We start from the raw sequence: 13,110 nt of genomic DNA on the forward strand, positions 1-13,110 counted from the left end.
CCATGGATATAGGCTTATGAAAATTATACTTTTTTTAATCGCCTTTGGGGTAAGTAGTTTTACCTCGGCACAAATCCTGACCATTACCGAGCAACAGCTCAACCAGCAGCTCAACCTCCAGCTCGGCAAGGAATTCCCGCTCACCCTGGGGGAATGGCTGTCGGCGGGGATCAAACTGCAGGATCTCAGGGTCGAGCTGGGCCGGCGGGAGGCGGACAAGGCCCGTGTCTCCGGACAGGGCATCATCTCGGTCAGCCAGGGACAGAACCGATACCATTGGGACATCAACGGCGATTTCAGTGCCCGCCCCCGCTACGACAGCACGCAGGGCGCCCTGTATCTGGATGAGTTCGAACTGCTCAGCTACCGCTTGAACGAGGACGGCAGTTCGCCCCAGGCCGGTTTTATGCTGCCGATATTGCTGCAGGGGGTCGCCGGCTACCTGTCCCAGTATCCGGTCTATGTACTGGATCAGGCAGATCCCCTGCAGCGCCGGCTGAAAGATCAGGTGCTGAGCCTGGAGCTGGCCCCGGGCCGCCTGTCGCTACGCGGCCTGGAATAAGGTCAGTGACGGATCCTATCCAGCCCGTCACGGTAGAAGAGCTCGAGCTGGCCCGCCGTCATGGGCGCGGCCAGCAGCTGTCCCTGTACCGAGCTGCAGCCGTGCTGGCGCAGGAACTGCATCTGCTCGGCGGTTTCCACCCCGCAGGCCACCACCTCTATCCCCAGGGTCTGGGACAACAGCAGCAGTGAGCGGATCACCGACTGATCCAGGGAGTCGAAATGATCGGACAGCAGGCTGCGATCGATCTTGATGCCGTCGATCGGCAACTGCCTGAGCTTGCTGAAACTGAGCCGCCCCTCCCCCACGTTGTCGAGATAAACCGCCATGCCGGCGGCCCTGAAGGTCTCCAGCGCCCCCAGCAGGGATTCACTGCGACGCATGATAAAATCGCTGCGCAGCTCCAGGATAAAATGGCTTGGGCTGACCCCTTGCCGGCGCAGCAACTCGAGCAACTGCCCGGCCCGATGCTGCTCCAGCTCCAGCCCGCTCAGGTTGATGCTGACCCGCCCCTGCCAGCACCCCTGCTGCTGCCAGCAGCGGTACTGGCGCGCCGCCTCGGTAAACACCCAATCGGCCAGCCGGCACAACAGACCCGCATCCTTGGCGGCGGGCAGGAAGCGATCCGGATAGAGCACCCCCAACTCCGGGTGGCGCCAACGCAGCAGGGCCTCGAGGCTGAGCAGTCGGTTGGAGCACAACTCCAGCTTGGGCTGGTACTCCAGAAACAGCTGTTGCCGTTCGATGGCCTGGCGAAACTCCCCCGCCAGCCGGTGCTGTTGTTCCAGCCGGGTAAACTGGGCGCGGTCGAACAGGCACACCTTGGCGCTGCTGAAGGTCTTGGCCTCGTACATGGCGGTATCCGCGTAACGCAACAGGGTTTCGATTTCCAGCCCATGCTCGGGATAGAGGCTGACCCCGATGCTGGCCCCGACGCTCAGCTCGTACTCCCCGACCAGCACCGGTGCTTCCAGCTGCTCCAGCAACTGTTCTGCCTTGCGGATCAGTTGCGGAGTACCGAGCCGGCCTCGCCACACCATCACAAACTCATCGCCGCCGATGCGGGCCACCAGTTCATTGTCATCGACCTGTGCCAGCAGGCGGGCGGCCAGGGCCTTGAGTACCTGATCCCCTACGCCGTGACCGAAGCTGTCGTTGATGGGTTTGAAGCGGTCGAGGTCGATAAACAGCAGCGCCAGCTGCTCCTCTTCCTCCAGTGCCGCCTTCACCTTGCCGAACCAGCTCAGCAGGAAGGTGCGGTTGGCGGTGCCGGTCAGTACATCATGGTGTGCCAGGTAGCTGAGCCTGTCCTCCGACTGCTTGAGCCGGCTGATGTCGTCCAGGATCCCGATGATATGGCTGACCCGCCCGCGATGGTCCCGGTGCAGGTGCAGCATCAACCAATGGGTGGCCAGCCGCCCTTGCCGGGTATGGTGCTGAACCTCTCCCTGCCAATGGCCCTGCCGTTGCAGGCGCCGCCAGATCTGGCGATAGTAGCGGCGCTCGTGCAAATCGTGGTTGATGTTGGTGATATGACAGCCTTCGATATCCCCGGCATCCAGCTCACTGAGCCGGCAGAAGGCAGGGTTGACCCCGACGACCCGGCCCCGGGCGTCCATCACCGCTATCCCCTCCCGGGTATACTGCATGATCTGCCGGGCCAGAGTAAGGGAAGAGACGGCCAGCTCCCGCAAGCTGTCCGTGCTGGTCTGATGCAAATCTGTCGGTGTTGCCCATAACAAATCGCTGTGGTCCATGTCCGTGCTCTAATGGTTGAATGAATGAGAGTGGCTCCGTTCATTGCCCTTTATTATTGATATTTATGCGTATTTTATACTGGTTATTTTTCGGGCAGCCCTATCATATAGACTCAAATGAAAAATAAAAAGCCCGCATTGCTGCGGGCTTGAAATGCGCGATCCGATTTGCGATCTAGCCGAGGTTTTTGCGGGCGTTGCGGAAGATGCGCATCCAGCCGCCGTCCTCGCCCCAACTCTGCGGGTACCAGGAATTGGCCACGGTACGGAATACCCGCTCCGGGTGCGGCATCATGATGGTGACCCGGCCGTCCTCGCTGGACAGGCCGGTGATGCCGTTGGCGGAACCGTTCGGGTTGAACGGATAGCGCTCGGTGGCTTGGCCCTGGTTGTCCACGTAGCGCAACGCCACTGTGCCGCTGGCTTCGATGGCAGCGATATCGGCGTTCAGCGGCTGCACCCGGCCTTCACCGTGGGACACGGCGATGGGCAGGCGAGAGCCGGCCATGCCGGACAGGAACAGGCTGGGCGAATCCTGCACTTCCACCAGGCTGAAGCGGGCTTCGAAGCGCTCGGAGGTATTGCGCACGAAGTCCGGCCAGTGGGCGGCGCCGGGGATCAGCTCCCGCAGCCGGGACAGCATCTGGCAACCGTTGCACACCCCCAGGGCGAAGCTGTCGGGACGGGCGAAGAAGGCCTCGAACTGGGCACGCAGCGCCTCGTTGAACAGCACCGACTTGGCCCAGCCGCCGCCGGCGCCGAGCACGTCACCGTAGGAGAAACCGCCGCAGGCCACCAGGCCGGCGAACTCGTCCAGCCGGTAGCGGCCACTCTGCAGATCGCTCATGTGCACGTCGATGGCGCTGAAGCCGGCCCGGTCGAAGGCCGCCGCCATTTCCACATGGGAGTTGACGCCCTGCTCGCGCAGTATCGCCATCCGGGGATGTACCCCCTTGGCGATAAAGGGCGCGGCGATGTCTTCTTTCGGATCGAAGCTGAGCGATACCGACAGGCCGGGATCATCGGCGTCCTGCTTGGCCTCGAACTCGGAGCGGGCACACGCCGGGTTGTCGCGCAGCGCCTGCATGCGGTAGCTGGTCTCGGACCACAGCCGGCGCAGCTCGGTGCGGGGCTGGGCGTAGACTTCCTCGCCGGCAAAGAAGAAGCGCAGGCGGTCGTCCTGGTTGAGGTGGCCGATGACATGGCTGCAGGCCGCCAGGCCGTGGCCGGCCAGGCAGGTGAGCACCGCCTCCTTGTCTTCGCGGCGCACCTGCAGCACGGCGCCCAGTTCTTCGTTGAACAGGGCCGCCAGCCGATCGGCACCGAGCAGATCAAGCTCGATGTCCAGGCCGGTCCGACCGGCGAAGGCCATCTCCGCCAGGGTCACGAACAGGCCGCCGTCACCCTTGTCGTGGTAGGCCAGCAGCTTGTTTTCCGCCAGCAGTGACTGCATGGCGTAGAAGAAGCCCTTGAGCTGCTCCGGGCTGTCCAGGTCGGCGGGCTTGTCGCCCAGCTGGCGGTAAACCTGGGCCAGGGCGGAGGCACCCAGACGGTTCTTGCCGTTGCCCAGATCCACCAGGATCAGGTCGGTCTCGCCCAGATCGCTGCGCAGCCAGGGAGTGACGGTGGCGCGCACGTCATTGACCCGGGCGAAGGCGGAGATCACCAGCGACAGGGGCGCGGTCACCGTCTTGTCTTCGCCGTCCTGCTGCCAGCGGGTCTTCATCGACATGGAGTCCTTGCCCACCGGTATGGTCAGCTCCAGCACCGGGCACAGCTCCTCGCCCACCGCCTTGACCGCCTCGTACAGGCCGGCGTCTTCCCCCGGGTGGCCGGCGGCGGACATCCAGTTGGCGGACAGCTTGATGCGCTTGAGCTCACCGATGTCGGTCGCGGCGATATTGGTAATGGCTTCCGCCACCGCCAGCCGGGCGGAGGCGGCGAAGTCGAGCAGCGCCACCGGGGCCCGCTCCCCCATGGACATGGCTTCACCGGCATAGGTATCGAAAGCGGCGGCGGTCACCGCGCAGTCGGCTACCGGTACCTGCCAGGGGCCCACCATCTGGTCGCGCGCCACCAGGCCGGTCACGGTGCGGTCACCGATGGTGATCAGGAAACCCTTGTCGGCCACGGTGGGCAGGGTCAGCACCCGCTCGGCCGCTTCCTTCAGGTTGATGCCGTGCAGATCCAGGGCCGGGCTGCGATGGCTGGCACGGGTCACATCCCGCTGCATCTTGGGCGGCTTGCCCAGCAGCACGTTGAGCGGCATGTCGATGGGCTGATTGTCGAACTGGCTGTCGTGCAGGCTCAGGTGCGGCTCGGCGGTGGCCTCACCGATCACCGCGAAGGGCGCCCGCTCCCGGCGGCAGATGGCCTCGAACTCGGCCAGGCGATCCCCTGCCACCGACAGCACATAGCGCTCCTGGGACTCGTTGCACCAGATTTGCAGCGGGCTCATGCCCGGCTCGTCGTTGGGAATATTGCGCAGCTCGAAGCGGCCGCCGCGGCCGCCGTCGTTGACCAGTTCGGGCATGGCGTTGGACAGGCCACCCGCCCCCACGTCGTGGATGAACTGGATGGGGTTGGCCTCGGCCATGGCCCAGCAGCGGTCGATCACTTCCTGGCAGCGGCGCTCCATCTCGGGGTTGTCCCGCTGCACCGAGGCGAAGTCCAGATCCTCGCTGGACTGACCCGAGGCCATGCTGGACGCGGCACCGCCGCCCAGGCCGATGTTCATGGCCGGGCCACCCAGTACCACCAGCTTGGCGCCGACGGTGATCTCGCCCTTCTGCACATGTTCACCACGGATGTTGCCGAGGCCGCCGGCGATCATGATCGGCTTGTGATAGCCGCGCACTTCCTCGCCGTTGAAGCTGGACACCTGCTCCTCGTAGGTACGGAAGTAGCCGAGCAGGGCCGGCCGGCCGAATTCGTTGTTGAAGGCGGCACCGCCCAGGGGACCGTCGATCATGATGTCGAGCGCGCTGACGATGCGCTCGGGCTTGCCGAAGTCCTGCTCCCAGGGGCGATGGTAGCCCGGGATCTTGAGGTTGGATACGCTGAACCCCACCAGGCCCGCCTTGGGCTTGGAGCCGCGGCCGGTGGCGCCCTCGTCGCGGATTTCACCGCCGGAGCCGGTGGCGGCCCCGGCATAGGGGGAAATGGCGGTGGGGTGGTTGTGGGTTTCCACCTTCATCAGGATATGGATGTCTTCCTGATGGTAGAGGTACTCACCGGACTGAGGGCTGGGGAAGAAGCGGCCGGCGGGCGAGCCCACCATCACGGCGGCGTTGTCCTTGTAGGCCGACAGCACGTGTTCCGGCACCTGTTCGAAGGTGTTCTTGATCATCTTGAACAGGGACTTGGGCTGTTCGATGCCGTCGATGGTCCAGTCGGCGTTGAAGATCTTGTGCCGGCAGTGCTCGGAGTTGGCCTGGGCGAACATATAGAGTTCGATATCGTTGGGGTTGCGGCCGAGCCCGGTAAACCCCTCGTACAGATAATCGATTTCGTCTTCCGCCAGGGCCAGGCCCATGCGCAGATTGGCCTCGGCCAGGGCCGCACGGCCGCCGCCCAGGATATCCACCGAGGTCACCGGCGCCGGCGCCGATTCGGCAAACAGGCAGGTGGCCGCATCCAGGCTGTCCAGGGTCACTTCGGTCATACGGTCGTGCAGCAACGCCTTGACCGCCGACAATTCGGCTGCATCCGGCTCACGCTCGAAACTCAGGTGATAGGCGATACCGCGCTCGATGCGCTTGACCTGGGTCAGGCCGCAGTTGCGGGCGATGTCGGTGGCCTTGCTGGACCAGGGGGAAAGGGTGCCGGGGCGGGGGGTGACCAGTACCAGCAGGCTGCCGGCGGGCGGGGTGATACCCTGTTGCGGGCTATCGAGCAGTTGGCCCAGGGTCTGACGGCTATCGGCCTCGAGGTTGGCGTTCAGCGCGACAAAGTGTACATACTCGGTTTCGACTCCCTGCAGGGGCAGGTTCGACTCCTGGGCACGGCGAACCAGGGCCTGGGTCCTGAAACCGGATAAGGCCGGCGAGCCTCTCAGTATTTCCATAGTGGCAATTCTCAAAGCGTGAGTGAATGGGGGGTTGAGAAATTGGCGGTATTATAGGTTTACACCCCTGCCCTGTCGACGCCGATTTCCGGTGCCTTATTCTGCTCCTGTCGTTGAAAATATCGGCGTTTGCCTGACGAAGCGGCCGAGTTCTGCTATAAAATGCCAGTTGTCGTAAATGAGGACTCGCTTTTGCGCCGTATTTGTCTGCTTTCCCAAGCCACCCTGCTGGCCAGCCTGCTGCACCTGAGCGGGTGCGAAAACAAGGAAGGTGCGCCCAGTCAGGCGGCTCACATCCAGTCCCGTGGCGAATTGCGGGTCGGCACCCTCTATCATCCCCTCTACTACTTCCTGCGGGACGAACAGGAAGAAGGGCTGGATTACGAACTGGCCCGGCTGTTTGCCGATAGCCTGGAGGTCGAGCTGACCATGGTCCCGGCCTACAGCCTGGACGACCTTTTCACCCTGCTCGACGCCGGCAAGGTCGACATGCTGGCCGCCGGCCTCACCAGCACCCCCCTGCGCCGCCGGCACTACCGCTTCGGCCCCAGTTATTATGAAGTGGCCCAGACCCTGGTTTACCGCAAGGGCGAACTCCGCCCCAAGGCGCCCGAGCAGATTGCAGGCGAGGTCCGCGTACTGGCCGGCTCCAGCCAGGCGGAGTGGCTGCATGCCTTGCAGCAGGAGCTGCCGGAACTGCACTGGGAGACCCGCCGCGATGCCGACGCAGAAGATCTGCTGCGCCAGGTGGCGGAAGGCCGTACGGCCCACACCCTGGTGGAAGACACCCTGCTGGCCCGCACCCAACGCTATTACCCCAATGTGGAAGCCGCCTTTGCCCTGAGCGATCCCCAGCCGGTAGCCTGGGTCATCGACCGACGCGACGACGACAGCCTGCTCGGGCGGATGCTGGCCTTTTTCAACGAACAGCAGCAGGCCGGTACCCTGACCCGACTGAACGAGAAATACTTCGGCCATGTGCAGGATTTCGATTACGTCGACACCCGCACCTTCCTGCGCCGGGCCGAGGATCTACTGCCCCGCTATCAGCCGCTGTTCGAGCGTTATGCCGGCGAGCTGGACTGGCGGCTGCTGGCGGCCATCAGCTATCAGGAATCCCACTGGGACCCGCAAGCCCGCTCCTACACCGGGGTACGCGGCATGATGATGTTGACCGAAGATACCGCCCGGCAGGTGGGGGTGGATGACCGGCTGGATCCGGAGCAGAGCATTCGCGGTGGCGCCCACTACCTGGCCTCGCTGATGACCCGCCTGCCGGACGCCATTCCCGAAGACGAACGGGTCTGGTTCGCGCTGGCCGCCTACAACCTGGGCCTGGGCCATGTGCTGGACGTGCGCCGGCTGACCAAAATGAAGGCCCAGGATCCCAACTCCTGGGCCCAGGTCAAGGAAAACCTGCCGCTGCTGCACCAGCCCCAGTGGCACAGCAAAACCCGCTATGGTTATGCCCGCGGCCGGGAAGCCCAGAAGTTCGTCAACAACGTACGCCAGTACTACCAGAGCCTGCTGTGGCTCAATGCCCCGACCACCGACACCGGCCTGACCGCGGCCCAGCGTGAGCGCTCGGCGGCAGTTCCGGAATTTTAACCGGAATGTCACTTTACCCGGGCATCGCAACCTGATATCTAGTGCAATAGCACAGCATCATTTTGCTGAGCAGGCTTGGTAAAGAGGAATACACTATGTTGAAACGCAAGCGCGCCTTGTTCAAGCAGCGCAAAGCGGCCGGCTGTTCGCCCCGCCGCAAGATATTACTGCAGGATCTCCGTCGCAAGATACTGCGGCGCAACAGCGCCTATTTTCTGACCCAGGTGTCCGCAGAGTCGCTCTGAGGCCGGCCTGCGGAGCCCGGCAGGCTCCCCTGCTGCCCCTTATTGCCGTGATGTTCAGGCCATGCTCCAGCGAGGAGACCTGGCCCTCCCCGGCCACTCCCCAATTCCCCCCGATAACGGCGCCCCATAGGGCCATATCGCCGGGTTGCGAACACAAAGACGCCGGCGTGGCCGGCGTCTGGTTCAGGATTTTTTCTTGATGAACTTCATCAACCGCTTGCGCTTGCGCAACTGCGTGTCGGTCAGCTTGTTCTTGAGGCCGGCGTAAGGGTTGTCTCCTTCCTGGAACTCCACCCGGATGGGGGTACCCATGATCTGCAGGGAGCGACGGAAATAGTTGATCAGGTAACGCTTGTAGGAGTCGGGCAGATCCTTGACCTGGTTACCATGCACGATAATCCGGGGCGGATTGTAACCACCGGCATGGGCATACTTGAGCTTGACCCGGCGGCCGCGCACCAGCGGCGGCTGGTGATCGTCCTGGGCCATCTGCATGATGCGGGTCAGCATGGAGGTGCTCACCCGCTTGGTGGCGGACTGGTAGGCCTCGACCACGGAGCCGAACAGGTTACCCACGCCACTGCCGTGCAGGGCAGAGATAAAGTGCAGGCGGGCAAAGTCGATAAAGCCCAGGCGCCGGTCCAGCTCGCGCTTGATATCGTCTTTCACGTCCTGGCTCAGGCCGTCCCACTTGTTGACCGCAACGACGATGCTGCGGCCGGCGTTGAGGACGAAGCCGAGCAGGCTCAGATCCTGATCGGAAATGCCTTCCCGCGCATCCAGTACCAGCAGTACCACGTTGGCATCTTCGATGGCCTTGAGGGTCTTGATCACCGAGAATTTTTCTACGGTCTCATGGACCTTGCCGCGACGGCGCACCCCGGCGGTATCGATCAGGATAAAGTCCCGCTCATCCCGCTGCATGGGGATATAGATGGAGTCGCGGGTGGTGCCGGGCATATCGTACACCACCACCCTCTCCTCACCCAGGATGCGGTTGGTAAGGGTAGACTTGCCGACATTGGGCCGTCCTACTATGGCCAGCTTGATCGGCAGATCCTCGAACGGCACCGCCTCTTCTTCCTCGAGCCTGTCCATGGCTTCCATCGCGTCGGCGAGGCCCAGCTCGTCGAAATCGAACTCCTCATCCGGCTGTTCGTCCGCTTCGCTTTCAGCCTCATGACGCGTCGCGTTCAGCGCCTCGAGTTGCGGTGCCAGCGCCGTTTCCAGCAGGCTCAGCACACCACGGCCGTGGGCGGCAGCAATCTGATAGATGTCGCCCAGGCCCAGCAGGTAAAACTCGCTCACCGCCGAGTCCGCGTCGATGCCGTCGGTCTTGTTGGCCACCAGCAGGGTCTGCTTCTCGCAGCGACGCAGGTGATGGGCGATGGCTTCATCGGCCACCGTCAGGCCGGCCCGGGCATCCACCATGAACAGCACCACATCGGCTTCGTCGATGGCCGCCAGGGACTGCTCGGCCATCTTCAGTTCTATGCCTTCTTCACTGCCATCGATACCGCCGGTATCGACCACGATGAACTCCAGCTCCCCTATCTTGGCCTGGCCATATTTACGGTCACGGGTCAGACCGGGAAAATCCGCCACCAGGGCATCCCGGGTCCGGGTCAGTCGGTTAAACAGGGTGGATTTACCCACATTGGGGCGGCCCACCAGAGCCACTACAGGCATCATAAACACATTCTCCAAAAAACAATAACGGCTCCTGATCCGGGATCAGGAGCCGGTGGTGCCGTTAGCCGCCGGGATCAGGGCTGGCCGATGGCCACCAGATCACCGCTGCGACTTTGCACATAGAGGGTATCGCCGGCCACGACGGGGGCCACATAGAGGCCCTTGCTGTCGATACGCTGCAACGACTTGAGCACACCGCTCTGCCGATCCAGCCAGTACAGGTAGCCCTCGCCATCGCCCACCACCAGATAATCGCCGAATACGGCCGGAGCGGTCAGCTGGCGATTCTCCAGTTCGGTATTGGACCACAGCTCCATGCCGCTGCGGGCATCCACCGCAAACAGATGGCTGCGGCTGTCACTGATATAAAGCTGGCGACCATCGGTGCTCAGATCCCGCGAGCCCTGGTATTGGCGCTTCCACAGTTCTTGTCCGGAAATCAGTTGATGGGCGGTCAGTTGGCCATTATAAGCGATAGCAAACAGGATATCGCCCAGAATCACCGGACGGGACGCCACATCCACCATCCGCTCCAGTTCGGTCGCTCCGCGGGGGCTGGCAATACGGGTATCGCGCACCGGCTGGCCATTGGCCAGCAGGGCAATGCCCAGGCGTCCGTCGGCGCGGCCATAGAGCACGGCGCCACCGGCGGTGACCGGCGTGGACATGCTGCGCAGGGTCAGGCTGGGTTGTTCATTGCGCAGCAACCACCGGGGCTCGCCGCTGTCCGAGTCCAGGGCCACCAGGTTGCCGGCACTGGTATGCACCACCACCTTGCCTTCATCCACTGCCGGCGCCGCCAGCACCTCGCCGGGCACCTCCTGGGTCCAGAGCACCTCACCGTCGGCCTGGGATACCGCATAGACGATACCGTTCTCGGAGCCGAAATAGAGGTTGCCGTAGGCGGCGCTCAGGCCGCCGGAAATCCGCGGGCTGCGCTGGTTTTTATTGATATCCAGCCTGTCCAGCCGGGTTTGCCACAGCCGCTTGCCGCCATTGCGGTCGTAGGCCGCCAGCACGCCGTCGCGGGAGGCGGCAAAGAGCCGCTCGCCTTCGGCCACGGGACGCAACTGGGAATAAAAATCGCCCACGCCCTTGCCGACCGAAGCCGACCAGCGAGGCTTGGCATTAAATGCATTGTTGATCTCGGGCAGCGGATTCGCCGGGGACACCACTTCCTGGCTGGAGCAGCCGACCAGTCCCAGCCCCAGCACCAGGGGCAGCATCCGGATAAGGTGTTTAGCCATGATTATTCCTCATCGCCCGCTTCAACGGATACCGCCAGATTATCGAGCTTGAGCTGCAGGCCGGGATTATCGCCGGGTCCACCGGCATCCAGCGCCGCCCGATAGGCATCACGGGCCGCGTCAGGACGCTCCTGGGCCAGGAAAAGATCGCCCTGAATTTCACTGCGCAGGGCCGCAAAGGCTTCCCCTGTCACCTCATCGAGCCGGGCCTGGGCCGCCACCGGCTCGTTTTGGGCCAGCAGTACCCGGGCCAGCCGCAGGCGGATGGTGTCACCCAGGGCGGCGTCCTTGGTTCCTGCCAGGGCCAGTTCCAGCTGCTGCTGCGCCAGCGCCAGTTCGTTGGCCCTGACCGCTTCAGCGGCCAGCAACAACGCCGCCAGCTCGCCGTAGTTGTTGCCCTTGTGCTGCTCGACGAAAGCGCTCGCCTCGGCAAAAGCGGCACTGCCCTCGGCGGCCAGCCGCTGGCTGATTTGTTCGAAGGCCTCGGCCCCGGCCGAGCGGGTTTCGATCTGGTGGCTCTGGTAATAACGCCACCCGAACAGGCCTCCCAGGCCGATGACGGACCCCAGGATGATCGCCTTACCGTATTCCTGCCACCACCGTTTAAGGGCATCCAGTTGTTGTTCTTCGGTGTTGTAGATATCCACTCAGATCCCCTCTTGCTTGAGCTTTGCCATGATGTCACCCTGCGTCAGGGTCTGCTGCTCGCCCTGACCGCGCAAATACTTCACCGTCACCTCGCCGCGGGCGACTTCCTCCTCGCCCAGGATCAGGGCGATGCTGGCACCGCTCTTGTCGGCACGCTTGAGTTGCTTCTTGAAGTTGCCGCCACCGCAATGGCTCATCACCCGCAGGCCGGGCAGCTCATCACGCAACCGCTCCGCCAGGGCAAAGCCCGCCGCCTGGGCGCCCTCGCCCGCCGCCGCCACATAGACGTCGGCCTGGGCCGGCTGCGGCTCCACCAGATCCAGGGTCTCCAGCAGCAGCACCAGCCGTTCCATGCCCATGGCAAAGCCCACCGCCGGGGTAGCCTGGCCGCCCAACTGCTCCACCAGGCCGTCGTAGCGGCCACCACCGCAGACGGTACCCTGGGCCCCCAGGCTCTCGGTGACCCACTCGAACACGGTGAGGTTGTAGTAATCCAGGCCACGCACCAGGCGGGCATTGAGTTCAAAGTCGATACCGGCGGCAGTCAGCAACGCCTGGAGCCCGTCGAAATGGGCCCGGGTCTGTTCGCCAAAGTAATCGCTGAGCACGGGCGCGTCCGCGAGCAACGCCTGCACCTCGGGATTCTTGCTGTCCAGTACCCGCAACGGGTTGGTATGCATACGCCGGCGGCAGTCTTCATCCAGCCGCTCCCGGTGCTGTTCCAGGTAAGCCACCAGGGCTTCACGGTATTGCACCCGCTCCTCCGGCGCCCCCAGGCTGTTCAGTTGCAGGCTAAGGTGCTCGCTCACCCCCAGGGTTTTCCACAGCCGGGCGGTAAGCATGATCAGCTCGGCATCGATATCCGGGCCCTGCAGGCCGAACACCTCGACCCCGAACTGGTGAAACTGGCGATAGCGCCCCTTCTGCGGACGCTCGTAGCGGAACATGGGGCCCATATACCACATGCGCCTTTCCTGGTTGTAGAGCAGGCCGTGCTCGATACCGGCACGGACGCAACCGGCGGTGCCTTCGGGGCGCAGGGTCAGGCTGTCGCCAGTGCGGTCATCGAAGGTGTACATCTCCTTTTCGACCACGTCGGTCACTTCACCGATGGCGCGTTTGAACAGCCCGGTCACTTCCATGACCGGCATGCGGATTTCCGAGTAACCATAGGCACTCATGGTGCGCCTGAGCACGCTTTCTGCCTGTTGCCAGGCCGGAGTCTGCTCCGGCAGGCAGTCGTTCATACCACGAATTGCTTGAATTTGTTTGGCCACAAAAATAT

Annotated in this window: 9 protein-coding genes; 3 read left to right on the forward strand and 6 right to left on the reverse strand. The window is 63.5% G+C overall.

Going from position 1 to position 13,110, the window contains the following annotated elements:
• Window positions 1-16 precede the first annotated feature (16 nt).
• Entirely contained in the window at window positions 17-562 is a 546-nt protein-coding gene (locus JKV55_RS15055) for a YceB family lipoprotein (protein ID WP_202087420.1), read from the forward strand.
• Between the two features lie 2 nt (window positions 563-564).
• Here the strand turns inward: JKV55_RS15055 and JKV55_RS15060 are convergent, their stop codons facing one another.
• Both JKV55_RS15060 and purL read right to left on the reverse strand, forming a co-directional pair.
• Window positions 565-2,319, reverse strand: a complete 1,755-nt coding sequence (locus JKV55_RS15060; protein ID WP_202087425.1) for a putative bifunctional diguanylate cyclase/phosphodiesterase — start codon at window positions 2,317-2,319, stop codon at window positions 565-567.
• 175 nt (window positions 2,320-2,494) lie between these two features.
• The gene (gene purL / locus JKV55_RS15065; RefSeq protein ID WP_202087427.1) at window positions 2,495-6,385 is read right to left on the reverse strand and encodes a phosphoribosylformylglycinamidine synthase; all 3,891 of its coding nucleotides are present in this window, start codon (window positions 6,383-6,385) and stop codon (window positions 2,495-2,497) included.
• Between the two features lie 192 nt (window positions 6,386-6,577).
• On the opposite strand from purL, the gene mltF reads away from it, so the two are divergent.
• Both mltF and JKV55_RS15075 read left to right on the forward strand, forming a co-directional pair.
• Window positions 6,578-7,993: a membrane-bound lytic murein transglycosylase MltF gene (gene mltF / locus JKV55_RS15070; RefSeq protein ID WP_237332898.1), complete on the forward strand. Its 1,416-nt coding sequence runs from the start codon at window positions 6,578-6,580 to the stop codon at window positions 7,991-7,993.
• 95 nt (window positions 7,994-8,088) lie between these two features.
• Entirely contained in the window at window positions 8,089-8,238 is a 150-nt protein-coding gene (locus JKV55_RS15075; protein ID WP_202087430.1) for a hypothetical protein, read from the forward strand.
• A 183-nt stretch (window positions 8,239-8,421) separates the two neighbouring features.
• Here JKV55_RS15075 and der read toward each other — a convergent pair whose 3' ends face one another.
• From der to hisS, 4 genes are all read right to left on the reverse strand, one after another.
• A complete protein-coding gene (gene der, locus JKV55_RS15080) occupies window positions 8,422-9,930 on the reverse strand; it encodes a ribosome biogenesis GTPase Der (protein ID WP_202087439.1) in 1,509 nt (502 codons plus the stop codon).
• 74 nt (window positions 9,931-10,004) lie between these two features.
• Entirely contained in the window at window positions 10,005-11,177 is a 1,173-nt protein-coding gene (bamB, locus tag JKV55_RS15085; RefSeq protein WP_202087448.1) for an outer membrane protein assembly factor BamB, read from the reverse strand.
• A gap of 2 nt (window positions 11,178-11,179) precedes the next feature.
• A complete protein-coding gene (locus JKV55_RS15090; protein ID WP_202087450.1) occupies window positions 11,180-11,824 on the reverse strand; it encodes a YfgM family protein in 645 nt (214 codons plus the stop codon).
• Window positions 11,825-13,102, reverse strand: a complete 1,278-nt coding sequence (gene hisS, locus JKV55_RS15095; RefSeq protein WP_202087462.1) for a histidine--tRNA ligase — start codon at window positions 13,100-13,102, stop codon at window positions 11,825-11,827.
• Window positions 13,103-13,110 lie beyond the last annotated feature (8 nt).

Origin of the sequence: Zobellella iuensis (genome assembly GCF_016746085.1) — a bacterium.
GTDB classification, from domain to species: domain Bacteria; phylum Pseudomonadota; class Gammaproteobacteria; order Enterobacterales; family Aeromonadaceae; genus Oceanimonas; species Oceanimonas iuensis.

Coding starts and splice junctions, on each gene's coding strand:
- JKV55_RS15055 (WP_202087420.1), top strand. CDS start 17: ATGAAAATTATACTTTTTTTAATCGCCTTTGGGGTAAGTAGTTTTACC.
- JKV55_RS15060 (WP_202087425.1), bottom strand. CDS start 2,319: ATGGACCACAGCGATTTGTTATGGGCAACACCGACAGATTTGCATCAG.
- purL (WP_202087427.1), bottom strand. CDS start 6,385: ATGGAAATACTGAGAGGCTCGCCGGCCTTATCCGGTTTCAGGACCCAG.
- JKV55_RS15075 (WP_202087430.1), top strand. CDS start 8,089: ATGTTGAAACGCAAGCGCGCCTTGTTCAAGCAGCGCAAAGCGGCCGGC.
- der (WP_202087439.1), bottom strand. CDS start 9,930: ATGATGCCTGTAGTGGCTCTGGTGGGCCGCCCCAATGTGGGTAAATCC.
- bamB (WP_202087448.1), bottom strand. CDS start 11,177: ATGGCTAAACACCTTATCCGGATGCTGCCCCTGGTGCTGGGGCTGGGA.